Raw genomic sequence first — 14,510 nt, forward strand, 5'->3', positions numbered from 1 at the left:
TGCGCGAATCCTTTGCGCGCTGCTGCCGTTCATGGCAACCATCACCTTGTTTTACAGCGCCCTGATCTGGGCCACCGTCAATCTGACGGAGGACTACATCATTGCCAGTTATCTGAAGCTTGAGGCCCAGGCGTTCGAGGAACGGCACACCCTGCAAGGGGCGGCAACCGCCATGCCCAACAGCATCTATCTTCAAGGCTACTGGTCGGGTGATGTTGAAGTGCCTGGCTTTGCGCGGCCATTGCCCGCAGGCCATCATGAAGTGGATGGCGAGGATGTGCATGTGTTCGTGAGTCAGGTGCCGGGGGCGTCGCAGCGCTTGATTCTGGTGCTGAACGAGTCCGAGCTCAGTCAGACCGAAGGCTACCGCGCGCAGATCTTCGGCTTGTTGTGCGCACTGGCCGGGTTGATCCTGATCCTGGGAACGGTTCTGGCCATCGCGATTGCCCGCGCCATCGCCCAACCCGTCAGCCAGTTGGTGGCGGACATGGCGGTTGCACCGCAAGCGTCATCCCGGTTCAGCGGGTTTGACCGTCAGGATGAAATCGGCACGTTGAGCCGCACGCTGTCGTCCCTGGTGACCCAGCAGAATGCCGCGCTGCAGCGCGAGCGTGCGTTTACCCGGCACGTCAGCCATGAGTTGCGTACCCCCTTGAGCATCTTGAACAACAGCCTGGCGATCCTGCGCTTGCCGGGCTGTGATGCCCAAAAGCATGCGCGCAGCCTGCTGCGCATGGAGGGCGCGCTGGCCGGGATGAAGATGACCATCGAGCTGTTTTTATCCCTGGCCCGTGAGCCGCGTAAAGTGCCTCATGAGGCGATTGACCTGGCCGCGGTCGTTACAGAGCAGATCGAAAAATACCAGCAGCTCTACCCCCTTGCGGCAGGCGCGCTGGTGTATGCCGGTGCACCCGCAATCACCTTGCAGGTCCATGAGGCAATCGCCCGCAGCGTGGTGCAGAACCTGCTCGGCAACGCTGTGCAGCATGGCGCCGGAAAGATCCGGGTGATCCTCACCGGGCAGTGTCTGGTGATCATTAATAACCGTGTGGAACAGCTAACGTCGCCAGGCTTCGGCTTCGGCCTGGAAATCGTCACCCGCGCCTGCACGCATGCCGGCTGGCGCCTTGAAACCCGGCGCGCCCTTCATACGTTCCGGGCGCACGTCACGTTCACTTGAGGTTGCCGCTGAGAAACTGCTGCAAGCGCTCGCTCCTGGGGTTGCCCAGTACCTCCTGCGGCGCGCCTTGTTCTTCCACCAGGCCCTTGTGCAGGAACAGCACCTGGCTCGACACCTTGCGTGCAAAGCTCATCTCGTGGGTCACCATGATCATGGTGCGGCCTTCCTCGGCCAGGCCCTGGATCACTTTCAACACTTCGCCCACCAACTCCGGGTCGAGGGCCGAGGTGGGTTCGTCAAACAGCATCACCTCCGGTTCCATGGCCAGCGCGCGGGCGATGGCGACCCGTTGCTGCTGGCCTCCGGAGAGGAACGCCGGGTACTGATCGGCCACGCGCGCCGGCAGGCCGACCTTGTCCAGGTAGCGACGGGCGCGGTCTTCCGCATCTTTCTTGCTGCAGCCCAGCACCCGACGCGGAGCCATGGTGATGTTTTCCAGCACGCTCATGTGGCTCCACAGGTTGAAATGCTGGAATACCATGGCCAGCCGCGTGCGCAGGCGCTGCAGTTCGGCATCATCGGCCACGCGCATGCCATGGCGGTCACTGACCATGCGGATCACTTGGCCATCGAGCGTCATGGCGCCGTCATTGGGGGTTTCCAGGAAGTTGATGCAGCGCAAAAAGGTGCTCTTGCCCGAGCCGCTGGCGCCGATCAGGCTGATCACGTCACCGGTCTTGGCCTTGAGCGAAACACCTTTGAGCACCTCATTGTCGCCATAGCTTTTATGCAGGCCTTCAACGGTCAATTTGTACATGGGGCATGCATCCTCAAGGCGAAAGTAGATAGCCGCTGCGGTAGGCTTCGGTGCCTGCGACATGGGCGATGACCATCCCGGCAGTGGCCATGCGACGTAGCGAACGGGCGTAAAGCAGGCCGGCCTTGCGGCAGTGCACGGGCGTTACGCGATCGGAAATGGGGTCGATGATTTCGGCGATCAATTGCCCGGCTTCCAGGTACTCGCCAGGCAGGGCACTGAACACCAGCAAGCCGCCCACCGGGGTCGCTACCGGTTCAACGCCGGCCAGCGGCGTGGCCGGGTAAGGCAAGTCAGGCAGCGGTGCGGCATCCCCGGCAATGGCGCCGAAGCGAATCAGGTAATCAATGATCGCCTGGCAGTCGAGGCTGGCCAGGCCGTGGTTGACGTCCCCTTGGCCGCGCAGTTCGACGGTCACCGAAAAGCTGCCCATGGGAATCGGGAAGCGCTCGCCGAAGCGTTGCTGCAATTGCCACCACACCAGGGTGAAACACTCATCGAAGGATTGGCCGCCGGAATCGGTGGCCAGCAAGTTCGCCTCCGAACCGATATACCGCGCCAGCGGCTCCACCTGCGGCCACGCCTCGGGTGTGGTGTACAGGTGCGCCACGGCTTCGAAATCGCAATGCAGGTCCAGCACCATGTCGGCATTGCAGGCCAGGCGTTGCAGCGCCAGGCGCTGGGATTGCAGTTGGGTGTCGGCGGTTTGCGCGGCGAGGGCGGCGGCCAGCGCGGTGCGAATCAGTGCGACGTTGCGCCGCGGATCAGCCCCGAGCAGGTCTTCGACGTGGTTCCCCACCTCGTCACTGAGATCGACAAACAGCCGATTGAAGTTCTGCCCGCTTTCCAGCTCGTAGCGGCCCAGCGGGATATCCATCAATACTTGTTCCAGGCCCACCGGGTTGGCGATGGGCACCAGCACGATCTCGCTGCGCAAGCGTCCGGCAGCCGCCAGCTCGGCCAGGCGCAGCTTGAGGTGCCAGGCCACCAGCATGCCGGGCAGTTCATCGGCATGCAGCGACGACTGGATGTAAATCTTGCCCTCGGCCTGCTCCGGGCCAAAGTGAAAGCTGTGGATCTGCCGCGCCGTGCCGGGCACCGGCGCGATCAGTGGATGGACCTGATGACGCATGAAGGCTCCTTAATGGCTCGGCCCGAGAAACGCCAGCCAGCGGCGCTCCGCCAGACGAAACAGACCCACCAAAGCAAAGGTCACGCTCAGGTAGATCAGCGCGGCGATACCAAATGATTGAAAGGTCATGAAGGTTGCGGAGTTGGCATCCCGCGCCACTTTGAGGATATCTGGAATCGTCGCGGTAAAGGCCACGGTGGTTGAGTGCAGCATCAGGATCACTTCGTTGCTGTAGTAGGGCAACGAGCGGCGTAGCGCCGAGGGCATGATCACGTAGGCGTACAGCTTCCAGCCACTCAAGCCGTAGGCCTTGGCCGCTTCGACTTCGCCATGGGCCATGCTGCGAATCGCCCCGGCGAATATCTCCGTGGTGTAGGCGCAGGTGTTGAGGGCGAAGGCCAGGATGGTGCAGTTCATTGCATCGCGAAAGAACGCGTCCAGCAAGGGTTGTTCGCGCACGGCGGCGATGCTGTAGATGCCGGTGTAGCAGATCAGCAGTTGGATATAGAGCGGCGTGCCCCGGAACAGATAGGTATAGAACTGCACCGGCCAGCGCACCAGGCGCTTGCGCGACACACGGGCGATGGACAACGGGATCGACACCAGAAAGCCGATGACCAGGGCAGCGCTGAGCAGCCACATCGTCATGGCGAGGCCGGTGATGTGCTGGCCGTCGCTATAAAGGAACGGCCGCCAGTATTCCTGCAAGAGTTCGATCATCGCACGGCCTCCCGGGCGCCAGCGGAGTAGCGACGTTCGAGGCGACGCAGGACGAAGTTGGACGCGCTGGTGATCAACAGATAGATCAATGCAGCGAGTACCAGGAAATAGAACAGCTGGTAAGTGCTCTTGCCGGCATCCTGGGCGGCCTTGACCAGGTCCGCCAGGCCGATGATCGACACCAGCGCCGTGGCCTTGAGCATCACCATCCAGTTATTGCCGATACCCGGCAGGGCAAAGCGCATCATTTGCGGAAAGGTCACGTAGCGAAACCGCTGGCCGCGCTTGAGCCCATAGGCGGTGGCGGCTTCCAGTTGGCCGCGGGGCACTGCGAGGATCGCGCCGCGAAAGGTCTCGGTGAAGTACGCGCCGTAAATAAAGCCCAGGGTGATGACCCCGGCGCTGAATGGGTCGATCTCGATGTATTCCCATTCCATGAAATCGGTAAAACCGGAGAGCCAGGTTTGCAGGCTGTAGAAAATCAGCAGCATCAGCACCAGGTCGGGTACGCCACGAATCAACGTGGTGTAGAGCTGGGCAGGAATACGCAAAAAGGGCAGGCTGGAGAGTTTGGCGCTGGCGCCGAGCAGACCGAGCAATACGCTGACGGCCAGAGACAGCACCGACAACTTTATAGTCATCCAGGTGCCTTGCAGCAACAGCGGGCCGAAACCCTTCAGGCTGAACGCGCTCAGCCCGAGAGTTTGCAACAGATCTTCGAACATAAATCAGGACCTATGGCGATAAAAAAGCGCCCCTGCATAAGAAGGGGCGCCCGGGCATTATTTGCCGCTGTACAGGTTCAGATCGCCAAAGTGTTTCTTCTGGATGGTGGCGTAGGTGCCATCATCGTGTAACGCTTTGATACCTTTATCCAAAAGCGCCTTCAACTCAGTGTTACCTTGTTTGATACCGATGGCGGTTTTCGACGGCAGCAATGGGTCGTCGATTGCGGCGCCCACTTCATAGCCGGCACCGGCTGGCGACTTCAAAAAGCCCAGTTCGGCTTGCAGCATGTCTTGCACCGAAGCGTCGAGACGGCCGGAAGTCAGGTCGGCATACACTTGATCCTGGTTGGCGTAGGCCTTGGTGGTCACACCGGCTTTATCCAGTACGGCCTTGGCATAGGCTTCCTGGATGGTGCCTTGCTCGTAACCCACGGATTTGCCCTTGAGCGACTCTGGCGTCGAGTAGCCGGCGCCTTTCTTGAACACCAGCGAAGTAGGGCCGGAGAACAGCTCGTTGGAGAAGTCGATGGCCTTTTCACGCACCGGGGTCACGGTCATGGACGAAATCACGCCGTCGAACTTGTTGGCCTTGAGGCCTGGAATCATGCCGTCGAAATCGCTTTCGACCCATTTGCACTTCACTTTCAGCTCGGCACAGATCGCATTGCCCAGGTCGATATCAAAGCCCACCAGGCTGCCGTCGGCCGCCTTGGATTCAAACGGCGCGTAGGACGGATCGACACCAAAACGCAGTTCCTTGTATTCCTTGGCCAGCGCGGTACCGGCGGCCATGCACAGAGCCAGTGCAGAAAGGGTCAGCAATGCTTTTTTCATTATGTAATCCCTGGAAACCAAGATAAGCGCTTGTGGCGCGTTTAGGACTGTTACTGAACGGTGTCAGACGCATCACCGGAAGCAAGTTCTGCACCATAGTTCCGAATGAGCGTTTTAATAGGTGGGAAAAGGGCGTTGTGAGTGTAGGTTATGCCCGAAAATGGGCGCTGAAAAATCAGTGCACCATTTCGAATCATGTGGAGATCAAAATGTGGGAATTGTGTTCAGGCCAGGAGGTCTTGCAGGGTAGCCAGGTTATCCGCTTCATCCACGGACTTATCCTGGCGCCAGCGCAACATCCGCGGAAACCGCACCGCAATCCCGCTCTTGTGCCGCTTGGACAGGGCAATTCCCTCGAATCCCAACTCAAATACCATGCTCGGCGTCACGCTGCTCACCGGACCGAATTTTTCTACCGTGGTCTTGCGCACAATGGCGTCGACCTTGCGCATCTCTTCGTCGGTCAGCCCTGAATACGCCTTCGCGAACGGCACCAATGTGCGTTCGCTGCCGGGTGGGCCGTCCCACACCGCGAAGGTGTAGTCGCTGTAGAGACTGGCGCGTCGGCCGTGGCCGCGTTGGGCGTAGATCAGCACCGCGTCGACGCTGAACGGGTCGACTTTCCACTTCCACCACAGGCCCATGTCCTTGGTGCGACCCACGCCATAGAGACCCTTGCGGTCCTTGATCATCATGCCTTCCACGCCAAGGCTGCGTGAGGCTTCGCGTTGTTCGGCCAGGTCCTGCCAGCTGCCGCCCGTCAGCAAGGGTGATTCGCGCAACACGGGCTGGTTGCACTGGGCGATCACCTGTTCCAGTTGCGTGCGGCGCTCAGCCTGGGTGTGGTTGCGCCAATCGTCACCCGCATATTCCAGCAGGTCGTAGGCCACGACTGTCACGGGGGCATCCTCAAGCACTTTTTTGCTCAGGGTCTTGCGGCCAATCCGCTGTTGCAGCAGTGCGAAAGGTTGCACGGCGTCTTTCCACACGACGATCTCGCCGTCGATCACGGTGCCATCGGGCAAGCCGCTTACCAGGCTGTGAAGTTCGGGGAAGCGTTCAGTCACCAATTCTTCGCCGCGGGACCAGACCCACAGGCGGCCCTCACGTTTGACCAGTTGCGCGCGGATGCCATCGTACTTCCATTCCACCTGCCAATCCGTGGGAGGGCCGAGCAGCGTGTCGAATTGCTCCACGGGTTGCGCCAACCCATGCGCAAGAAAAAACGGATAAGGCTGCCCGCCCCGTTGCGCATGTTCGTCGGATGATTCGGCGGCGATCAGCTTCAGGTAGCCTTCAGGCGTAGGACGGTTGGACAGGTCGGTGTAGCCCACCAACCGCTGTGCCACGCGCTTGCTGTCCAGGCCAGCCATCGAAGCCAGCGCGCGGGTGACCAACAGCTTGGACACACCGACGCGGAAACTGCCGGTGATCAACTTGATGCACACCATCAGGCTGGGCTGGTCCAGTTGCGCCCATAACGCGGGTAGGCGTTCAGCCAACTCCAGGGGAGGCAGGCCACGCAGCGGCAGGAGTTTTTCTTCCAGCCACACTGCCAGGCCGTCCTGCGAGGTGTAGGTCGACTCCGGTAGCAACAGGGAAATGGTCTCCGCCAAGTCACCCACCGACTGGTAGCTTTCCTCAAACAGCCACGGCTCGATGCCGGACGCTTCGGTGGCCATGTCCCGCAGCAGACGCGTCGGCACCAATTGCCGAGGTCGACCGCCGGACAAGAAATACACGGCCCACGCGGCATCGTCCGGTGCCGCTTGCCGAAAGTAGGTCTGCAGCGCGGCAAGCTTGGCGTTGCTGGAGGTGGTGGCGTCGAGGTTGGCGTAAAGTTCGGCGAAGGCCTTCATGTGCTGGGTTCCTCTTCGTCATCGCCGTATTCGGTGACGAAGCCTTGGGCATCCAGGCCTTTTTCCCGCAGATGACGCACCAGAACGCCCACAGAACCGTGGGTAACCATCACCCGTTCGGCGCCGGTTTGCTCGATGGCCCACAACAGGCCGGGCCAGTCGGCGTGGTCCGACAGCACAAAGCCCCGGTCCACACCGCGCCGCCGCCGAGTGCCGCGCAAGCGCATCCAGCCGCTGGCGAATGCGTCGCTGTAGTCGCCGAAGCGCTTGATCCAACTGCTGCCGCCCGCGGATGGCGGGGCGATGATCAAGGCTTGGCGCAACAGCGGGTCGGCCTTGTTGAAGTCGCCAGCATAGAGAGTTTCAGGGATGTAGACCCCGGCCTCGCGGTACACCCGGTTCAACGGTTCGACCGCGCCGTGGCTGAGGATCGGGCCAATGCTGGCGTCGATGCCGTGCAGGATGCGCTGGGCTTTGCCGAAGGAGTAACAGAACAACACGCTGGCTTTGCCTGCCGCGATATTCGCCTGCCACCACTCGTTGATCCCGGCGAAGATCAGCGCCTGGGGCTGCCAGCGATAGATTGGCAAGCCGAAGGTGGACTCGGTGATGAACGTGTGGCAGCGCACCGGTTCGAACGGCGCGCAGGTGCCGTCGGGCTCCACCTTATAGTCGCCGGATGCGACCCAGACTTCGCCCTTGTATTCCAGGCGCACCTGGGCCGAGCCGAGCACATGCCCGGCCGGGTGGAAACTTAAGGTCACGCCGTGATGAACCAATGGCTCGCCGTAGGCCAGGGTTTGCAGGTTGATGTCCTGGCCCAGGCGCGAACGCAGGATGCCTTCGCCCGGCGCGGCGGCGAGGTAATGCTCGTTGCCGGTGCGGGCGTGGTCGCCGTGGGCGTGAGTGATGACCGAACGTTCAACCGGGCGCCAGGGATCGATGTAGAAATCACCGGCGGGGCAGTAGAGGCCTTCGGGCCGGGCGATAACAAGGTCCATGGGGTGACCGGGGCGGTGGGCTTGTTACTTATGAGGCGGGGCTGGGCGCAGAAGTTCTATCTGAATGTATGCAGGACACAGGTGGGAGCTGGCTTGCCTGCGATGAACAACCTGTAGTGAGCGGGCTTGCCCCGCGCTGGGTGGCGAAGCCACCCCGATAAAGCCAACGCCGAACTCCAGATAGAGCCAGGTCGCCTGGGTTGGGGCGGCTGCGCCACCCAGCGCGGGGCAAGCCCGCTCACTACACGGGATTTATCAGCCGCAGCTCCCACATTGAATCCGGTTACTTGCCGGGCGTCAGGGTAAGCCTTGCCTTGCCATACACCTTCTCAAAGTTCTGCGGCTGCATCGGGAAGCTCAGGTATTGCGCCTTGAGCGACGGGTCGATGCCATTGGCATAGTTCGGGCTGGCAGGGTTGCCGGACTGGCCGATGCCACCCTGGCCCATCATCGGTTCCACCTGGCCGAAGTCGACAATCATGCGCAGCGCCGGTACCTGGCTGGTGTTGAAGTCCTGGCCCCAGCGGTACGGTGCCGGGTTCAAGGTGTTGTGATCACCGCCCGAGGCCAGCGGGCCGCGAATCACCTGGCCATCGGCGCTTTTCCAAGTGGTCATGTGCAGTTTGCCCCACTGCCAGGCTTTGTGATCGGCACCCAGCTGGCTGTCCCCGGCGCTGATTGCGGCGGCTAGGCTGCGGGCGAGGATCGCCGGTTTGTCTTCTTTCTGCGCGGTGCGCACGTCGTCCCAGAACGGGCTGTCTTCACGTCCCAGCAAGTGGTCGGCCTGGGCGGCGTAGGACAGGCCGGCGTTGCTGACAAACGCTTTCCAGCTCGCGCTGTTTTCCGGGCCCAGTTCGTCGAGGAAGATCTGCCGGGTGCTTTCCTGCAGGAACAGTTCGTAGATTGCGGCGTCGGCGGAGGTTGCCGACAGCCGACCGTCGAAGGCCATCAGGCGATTCAGCGCTTCGCGCGCCTTGGCCTGCTCGGCAGGCGGTAGCGCGTCGATCGCCTGTTTGAGCGGCTGGGCCATGCCCGGTGCCAGGAACATGGTCTTGAGCTTGGCGGCGAAGGGGGTGGTCTGATCGTATTGCATGGCGATCATGCTGCGGCTGTCATGCTTGCCGGCATTGGCCAGTTGCGCCAGGCGCTCGCTGCGCTCCGGCGCATCCCAGGAATTGGATAACTGCATGCCGTAGCCACGTGGCGCGGTGCGTTGGTTGGCGGTGCCGATCCAGCCTTGGGCCGGGTCCTGGTCATAGGGGTGCAGCATTGCGTCGGCGTAACCGTCCCAGTCAAAGCGCGTGTCCCAACCCGGCGATGGCAGCAAGCCTTCGCCTTCGCGGCGGTTGGGGAAACGGCCGGTGACTTGCCAGCCGATGTTGCTGGCGTCGGCGAATATCATGTTCAGCGCAATGGCGCGAATCTCGCGGGTCGCATCCGAGGCCTTGGCGACGTTTTGCGCGCGGGACAGGTCGAAGAACGCATCCAGGCTCTTGTCGTCTTTGAGGTCGGCGGTCTGCAGGGCCAGGCCCAGGCCGGTGGTCAGTGCCTGGCTGCTGTTGAGCAGGGCACCATGACGGGTTTCGTACACCACTTCACGAATGGAGCGCTGGCCCTTGATGAAGAAGGTCTCGTTACGTACGACCGCAGGGAGCCATTTGCCGTTGTTTTCGTAGTACAACGCGCTGCCCTGGCGCCTGACTTTTTCCAGGAACAGGTCCTGGGTGTCGCCCTTGACCGCGCTCATGCTCCACGCGACTTTGCCGTTGAAGCCCGAAAGCAGGGTCGGCAGGCCGGCAATCGAGGCGCCGACGGCCTGGTACTTCGGTGCACGGATTTGCACATAGCTCCAGGGCGACGGTGCCAGCGGCTGGGCGGCGAGATCGCCTGCCAACAGGCTTTTACCGCTGCGGCTGCGTTGCGGGCCAATCGCCCAGTTGTTCGACGTGGTCACAGCCAGCGCGTTGAGGCTGCCCAGTTGCTGGCTGACCGCGTCCAGCCCGGCCAGGCCCGTGACCTGGCCGAGGTTCATGCCCTTGAGTTTCTCGGCCTCGGCCACGGGGATCGGTTCATCCGGCGCGCTGGGCGTGAGCCAGGCGAGTTTGTCGATGCCGACTTTCTGTGCCAGCACCAGGGAGGCTATTTCTTCCTGCAGGTTGGCCGATTCGCTGAAATTCAGCAGGCAGAACAGCAGCGCCGAATCTTCCGGCTTCCAGTATTCGGGCTTGTAGCCGGTCTGGGCCAGGTCCGGCGGCAGCTTGTCGCGGTAGCGGAACAGGTAGGCGTTGACGCCACGGGCATACACTTCAAAGAAGCGCTTGAGGCGCGGGCTCGATGCGTTATACAGCTCGCCGGCGCTTTTTTTCAGGTTGACCGCGCGCATGAACCGGTCGACGTCCAGCACTTCAGGGCCAGACATTTCCGCCAGGCGGCCCTGGGCCAAGAGGCGCAGGGTGACCATCTGGGTGATGCGATCACTGGCGTGCACATAACCGAGGCTGAACAACGCGTCATGGAACGTATTGCTTTCAATCAGCGGCATGCCTTGGGAATTGCGTCGCACGGAAACATTCTGTGCCAGGCCCTTGATCGGCTGCACGCCGGCAATCGGCGGCAGGGTGTCCTGGGTGCTCTGGAGCTGGCAACCGGTCAGGCTTAACGCACTGGCCACTGCCGCGGCTACGCCGAACCGGGGAAGAAAATGTGAGAGGGCTGGCGAGGCCATGGCAAAGCTCCTGCGGGGGTGGCGTCAGTAAAGGCGCTACGTTAGTGAGCGCGGCGAAACGACGCAAGCGGGAGTTTTGGGAGAAGCATGAGATATTGAGTCTTGCACAAACCAATGTGGGAGCGGGCTTGCTCGCGAAAGCGTCGTGTCAGTCACTGCATGTGTTGACTGAACCACTGTTTTCGCGAGCAAGTCGAACGTCGCACCGCCGCTCCCACATTTAGATGCCACTTGCCTTCAGGTCAGGCATGGGCATCATGCCCCGTGGCACTTCTTGAATTTCTTCTCGCTGCCGCACGGGCAAGGGTCGTTGCGACCCACGTCCTTCAGGGCGTTGCGCACCGGTTCCTGGTGAGCGTGGCCGCAGTTCGGGCCGTGGACATGGCCGTGCTCGTGGTCGTGGCTGTGATCATGGTGATCGTGATCGTGGTTGCAGTCAGGACCATGGACATGGGGTTGCTGAGTCATCGATGTCGCTCCGGAATAAAATCGCCGGGGATTATCTCGCCATTGTGGTTCACCTGCACGTCATAACCGATGAATAATCCGGTTTTCAGTTCACCTTCCAGGCGATACGGCACAGGCTGGTCGGGATTTTTCAGCATCCGCACCACATCACGGATCTGCGGCCAGAGGTTGGTACGCACCGAAACCTTGAAGAATTTATGGCCGCGTGGCGGTACGGTCAGCCACTCGTCGGACTCGCCCTCGGTCAACACGAAATCGCCCAGGGAGACCTTGTAGATCAGGCCGCGCACGGTCAGGTCGGCGTCGTCGCGGTTGTCCACGCGAAAGTACAGCTTGAACTTCTGTTCCAGCAACTTGGCGCGCACCACTTCCACCTTCACCAACGAGACGTGGGGCGGTGGCGAATCGTCCTCGAACCACGACGCGCAGCCGGTCAGGCCAAGGGTTAACGCCAGCATCAAGCTGTACATCCGGAGCATGGCGTCAGTCCTAAGGGGTTAGAGGTAGCTGGAGCAACACTTCTTGAATTTCTGCCCACTGCCGCACAAGCAGGCATCGTTGCGCCCGGCCTTCACTTCCACCGTCGGATCGATGAAGTACCAGCGCCCGTCATTCTGTACGAAAGACGAGCGTTCGCGGTGGCTATGTTCGCCGGTCGCGTCATGCCAGCGCGCGGTGAAGGTTACGAAGGCGTGTTCGGGCTGGCCGCCGAACACTTCGGAACTTTCCACTTCAAGGCCGAGCCAGGTGCTCTGTGCGCTCCAGGCTCCGATGGCGTTGCGGTCCAGGCCGGCTTGTTGCGTCGGTAGCGTCGTGGCAACCAGGTAGTCCACCAGGCCCAGCACGTAGGCGCTGTAGCGTGAACGCATCAGCGCGGCGGCGCAGGGGGCCGGGTGCCCGGCGTGATAATGGCCGCAGCAGGCATCCAGCAGGTTGCCACTGCCGCAGGGGCAAATGGATGTACTCATCGGGTTACCACCAGTACTTTCCGAAATTTTCCGGGTTGGCCCAGAAGCGGGCGTTGAGCCAGTCCGGCACCTGTTTATAGTCAAGCAGATCATAGGTAAACAACGTCAGAACCTGCTCATCACGTTGGAAACGTTCGCCGGCCTGCAGGGCCAGGGAGAAGAAGTCAGTGTCTTTCCAGTCGCAGGCGGCCAGGTCCACCAGCACCGCGATGCGGCTGGCATTGAGGTTGCGGATGCCCCCAAGCAGCGTCAAGCCTTGCGGTTTTGACAGGTGCTCCAGGCAATCCACCACCAGCGCCAGGTCAAACCGTTGCGCGGCAAGCGCTGCCGGCAACGCGCCCGGTGCCGCGACTGACACCTGGGTATCCGGGTGGGCTTGTTGAAAAGCCTCCAGCGCCGGGAACTGGCTGGCACCCAACAGTAACAGGCGTTTTGGCCGGTGCAGATCAAGCAAGGCGGCCAAGGCTTGCTGGGGTGTACGGGCAGAAATACCGGCGGTCATCGCAGATCCTCGCATCAGGAGCCTAGAGACTAGCGCGGCTGAGCGTGCGGGCCTAGAGCCGGTGACTGCGAAAATCCTGCAGGTTGCGCAGACCCGTCAGACAGAAGCCTTCCCTTTATTAACTTTTTTGATCCTTCACTGGCAAAGCGCCTGTGGAAGTCGTTACTGTGCGTCCAAAGAAAAAACTAGAAATGAAAAATTAGGGGAGCCCCATGATGCGTAAGGTTTTACTGTTGGCCCTGCTGGTCAGCCCCGTTGTCCTGGCCCAGAGCGTCAGTGTCGAAACCAATTCGTTGATGCGCCTGCCCAGCAGCACCAGCGTGCTGCAACTGGAACGACTGGATGTGGCGGACTACGGCACCTTGCTGATTCCCGCCACCATCAGCCAGGTCACGGTGGATGAGCTGCATCTTGGGCGCGACGCGCGCATTGCCATTGTGCCCGGTAACACCGCGCTGCAATTGCAGGTACGTCATGCGCAGTTGGACCAGGGCAGCCAGATCACCTCGCGCGGCGCGCCCGGTACTCACGAAAAGCCGGCCAAGGCCGGGCGTGACCTGACCTTGCGCATCGATTCGCTGAACGCTGAAGAACTTTCCGTGGACGCCCGGGGTGGGGCCGGTGCCAAAGGTTACGCCGGGCTGGACGGCGCCAACGGCGAAGACCCGGGTTGTACCTGGGGCTCGGCGGGGCGTGGTTTCAATGGCGACAACGGTGGCGATGGCCTACCGGGGGCTGCGGGCGCGACCGTGCGGGTTGAATTGCCACGGGACTTCCCTGCTGGTCAGATCAAAGTCTGGGTGGACGGTGGGCCGGGTGGTTTGGCCGGTACTGCGGGCAAACCGGGCAAAGGCGGGCAATCCAAAGGCTGTGTCGTGTACCGCGCCGACGGCGGCGAGAAGGGCCGCCCAGGCTTGGAAGGGCAACCGGGACCGGCGGGGCCTGCGGGTTCCGTGACCATTCAGCGGCTCTGAGTCGCCTGGCCTGACGCTTTCGCGAGCAAGTCGAATCGTCGCACCGCCGCTCCCACATTTTAGCCGTGTACACCCTTTGGAATGCGGTCAAATGTGGAAGCGGCGGTGCGACTTGCTCGCGAAAGCGGTGTCCGGGTCGCCTCAGAACATCGGCCGAGCCGAAGCAATTGCCACCACCACCAACCCCACAATCAAGTTGATCCCCACCAACCTGCGAATCTGCCCCAGCACCGCGGCCCCCGCCGGCCAGTCCTCAGCCGCCACCGCATTGCGCAACGCCGGAAGCTTCAACGCCTGGACCCGGATAAACAACGCCGTCATCACCAGATACAAACCCATCATCACCTGCACATAACGCGGCGCGGTCTCAAACCCATTGAAGCGCAACTGCAGCAGGCCGATGCCGCTGATCGGCAAAACCGCCACCGCAACCCACACCCACACGAAAAAACGTTGAAACACATTCGCCCATAGCTTTAGCCGGGCAGGGCCTTCAAGTGCCGCCCCGGCGGCGGGGCGCAGGATCATCCAGGCGAAAAACATACCGCCGACCCACACCAGGGCGGCCAATACATGCAGCGTATAAGCGAGGTTGAACACGGTCATTGAAGTACTCCGTTCTGCGCGGGATTAATTAGCGGGGTATGATAGCGGCCGATCCG

15 protein-coding genes are annotated in these 14,510 nt (G+C 61.7%); 2 read left to right on the forward strand and 13 right to left on the reverse strand.

Translation table 11 applies throughout. The features are described 5' to 3' along the window. Positions 1–31 precede the first annotated feature (31 nt). Positions 32–1,180, forward strand: a complete 1,149-nt coding sequence (locus tag H0Z09_RS14410; RefSeq protein WP_186691173.1) for a HAMP domain-containing sensor histidine kinase — start codon at positions 32–34, stop codon at positions 1,178–1,180. On the opposite strand, the gene H0Z09_RS14415 is transcribed toward H0Z09_RS14410, so the two are convergent. The 12 genes from H0Z09_RS14415 to H0Z09_RS14470 form a co-directional block, all read right to left on the reverse strand. Then, positions 1,173–1,937: an ATP-binding cassette domain-containing protein gene (locus H0Z09_RS14415; RefSeq protein WP_186691174.1), complete on the reverse strand. Its 765-nt coding sequence runs from the start codon at positions 1,935–1,937 to the stop codon at positions 1,173–1,175. The genes H0Z09_RS14410 and H0Z09_RS14415 overlap by 8 nt on opposite strands. Positions 1,938–1,950: 13 nt before the next feature. Beyond that, complete coding sequence (locus H0Z09_RS14420) at positions 1,951–3,069, reverse strand: succinylglutamate desuccinylase/aspartoacylase family protein (RefSeq protein ID WP_186691175.1); 1,119 nt, start codon at positions 3,067–3,069, stop codon at positions 1,951–1,953. Positions 3,070–3,078: 9 nt separating this feature from the next. After that, entirely contained in the window at positions 3,079–3,789 is a 711-nt protein-coding gene (locus H0Z09_RS14425; RefSeq protein WP_076950057.1) for an ABC transporter permease, read from the reverse strand. Then, positions 3,786–4,514 (reverse strand): ABC transporter permease, encoded by a 729-nt coding sequence (locus H0Z09_RS14430; RefSeq protein ID WP_124399636.1) that lies wholly within the window; start codon positions 4,512–4,514, stop codon positions 3,786–3,788. The genes H0Z09_RS14425 and H0Z09_RS14430 overlap by 4 nt, the downstream gene beginning before the upstream one ends. A 57-nt stretch (positions 4,515–4,571) precedes the next feature. Continuing rightward, positions 4,572–5,351, reverse strand: a complete 780-nt coding sequence (locus H0Z09_RS14435; protein WP_076950059.1) for a transporter substrate-binding domain-containing protein — start codon at positions 5,349–5,351, stop codon at positions 4,572–4,574. 224 nt (positions 5,352–5,575) lie between these two features. Then, positions 5,576–7,210: an ATP-dependent DNA ligase gene (locus tag H0Z09_RS14440; RefSeq protein ID WP_186691176.1), complete on the reverse strand. Its 1,635-nt coding sequence runs from the start codon at positions 7,208–7,210 to the stop codon at positions 5,576–5,578. Further along, entirely contained in the window at positions 7,207–8,211 is a 1,005-nt protein-coding gene (locus H0Z09_RS14445) for a ligase-associated DNA damage response exonuclease (protein ID WP_186691177.1), read from the reverse strand. Before H0Z09_RS14445 ends, H0Z09_RS14440 begins: the two co-directional genes overlap by 4 nt. 283 nt (positions 8,212–8,494) lie before the next feature. Continuing rightward, positions 8,495–10,936, reverse strand: coding sequence for a penicillin acylase family protein (locus H0Z09_RS14450; protein WP_186691178.1), 2,442 nt, complete (start codon positions 10,934–10,936; stop codon positions 8,495–8,497). A 255-nt stretch (positions 10,937–11,191) separates the two neighbouring features. Beyond that, positions 11,192–11,404 carry an SEC-C metal-binding domain-containing protein gene (locus tag H0Z09_RS14455; RefSeq protein WP_076950063.1) on the reverse strand — a complete coding sequence of 71 codons (213 nt, stop codon included), beginning with the start codon at positions 11,402–11,404 and terminating at the stop codon, positions 11,192–11,194. Then, positions 11,401–11,883 carry an LEA type 2 family protein gene (locus H0Z09_RS14460; RefSeq protein WP_186691179.1) on the reverse strand — a complete coding sequence of 161 codons (483 nt, stop codon included), beginning with the start codon at positions 11,881–11,883 and terminating at the stop codon, positions 11,401–11,403. The genes H0Z09_RS14455 and H0Z09_RS14460 overlap by 4 nt, the downstream gene beginning before the upstream one ends. A gap of 18 nt (positions 11,884–11,901) precedes the next feature. After that, complete coding sequence (locus H0Z09_RS14465) at positions 11,902–12,372, reverse strand: YchJ family protein (protein WP_186691180.1); 471 nt, start codon at positions 12,370–12,372, stop codon at positions 11,902–11,904. Positions 12,373–12,376: 4 nt separating this feature from the next. Further along, positions 12,377–12,874, reverse strand: coding sequence for a DUF6231 family protein (locus H0Z09_RS14470; RefSeq protein WP_076950066.1), 498 nt, complete (start codon positions 12,872–12,874; stop codon positions 12,377–12,379). Positions 12,875–13,089: 215 nt separating this feature from the next. Between H0Z09_RS14470 and H0Z09_RS14475 the strand changes: the two genes are divergently transcribed. Then, positions 13,090–13,848, forward strand: a complete 759-nt coding sequence (locus tag H0Z09_RS14475) for a collagen-like triple helix repeat-containing protein (protein ID WP_076950501.1) — start codon at positions 13,090–13,092, stop codon at positions 13,846–13,848. 141 nt (positions 13,849–13,989) lie between these two features. On the opposite strand, the gene H0Z09_RS14480 is transcribed toward H0Z09_RS14475, so the two are convergent. Further along, complete coding sequence (locus tag H0Z09_RS14480; protein ID WP_076950067.1) at positions 13,990–14,454, reverse strand: CopD family protein; 465 nt, start codon at positions 14,452–14,454, stop codon at positions 13,990–13,992. Positions 14,455–14,510 lie beyond the last annotated feature (56 nt).

This window comes from Pseudomonas sp. SWRI18 (genome assembly GCF_014268345.1).
In the GTDB taxonomy this organism is placed as follows: Bacteria; Pseudomonadota; Gammaproteobacteria; order Pseudomonadales; family Pseudomonadaceae; genus Aquipseudomonas; species Aquipseudomonas cedrina.

What these genes read in the sequence shown, in the direction of transcription:
- H0Z09_RS14410 (WP_186691173.1), top strand. Translation starts at nt 32, where the DNA reads ATGGCAACCATCACCTTGTTTTACAGCGCCCTGATCTGGGCCACCGTC.
- H0Z09_RS14415 (WP_186691174.1), bottom strand. Translation starts at nt 1,937, where the DNA reads ATGTACAAATTGACCGTTGAAGGCCTGCATAAAAGCTATGGCGACAAT.
- H0Z09_RS14420 (WP_186691175.1), bottom strand. Translation starts at nt 3,069, where the DNA reads ATGCGTCATCAGGTCCATCCACTGATCGCGCCGGTGCCCGGCACGGCG.
- H0Z09_RS14425 (WP_076950057.1), bottom strand. Translation starts at nt 3,789, where the DNA reads ATGATCGAACTCTTGCAGGAATACTGGCGGCCGTTCCTTTATAGCGAC.
- H0Z09_RS14430 (WP_124399636.1), bottom strand. Translation starts at nt 4,514, where the DNA reads ATGTTCGAAGATCTGTTGCAAACTCTCGGGCTGAGCGCGTTCAGCCTG.
- H0Z09_RS14435 (WP_076950059.1), bottom strand. Translation starts at nt 5,351, where the DNA reads ATGAAAAAAGCATTGCTGACCCTTTCTGCACTGGCTCTGTGCATGGCC.
- H0Z09_RS14440 (WP_186691176.1), bottom strand. Translation starts at nt 7,210, where the DNA reads ATGAAGGCCTTCGCCGAACTTTACGCCAACCTCGACGCCACCACCTCC.
- H0Z09_RS14445 (WP_186691177.1), bottom strand. Translation starts at nt 8,211, where the DNA reads ATGGACCTTGTTATCGCCCGGCCCGAAGGCCTCTACTGCCCCGCCGGT.
- H0Z09_RS14450 (WP_186691178.1), bottom strand. Translation starts at nt 10,936, where the DNA reads ATGGCCTCGCCAGCCCTCTCACATTTTCTTCCCCGGTTCGGCGTAGCC.
- H0Z09_RS14455 (WP_076950063.1), bottom strand. Translation starts at nt 11,404, where the DNA reads ATGACTCAGCAACCCCATGTCCATGGTCCTGACTGCAACCACGATCAC.
- H0Z09_RS14460 (WP_186691179.1), bottom strand. Translation starts at nt 11,883, where the DNA reads ATGCTCCGGATGTACAGCTTGATGCTGGCGTTAACCCTTGGCCTGACC.
- H0Z09_RS14465 (WP_186691180.1), bottom strand. Translation starts at nt 12,372, where the DNA reads ATGAGTACATCCATTTGCCCCTGCGGCAGTGGCAACCTGCTGGATGCC.
- H0Z09_RS14470 (WP_076950066.1), bottom strand. Translation starts at nt 12,874, where the DNA reads ATGACCGCCGGTATTTCTGCCCGTACACCCCAGCAAGCCTTGGCCGCC.
- H0Z09_RS14475 (WP_076950501.1), top strand. Translation starts at nt 13,090, where the DNA reads ATGCGTAAGGTTTTACTGTTGGCCCTGCTGGTCAGCCCCGTTGTCCTG.
- H0Z09_RS14480 (WP_076950067.1), bottom strand. Translation starts at nt 14,454, where the DNA reads ATGACCGTGTTCAACCTCGCTTATACGCTGCATGTATTGGCCGCCCTG.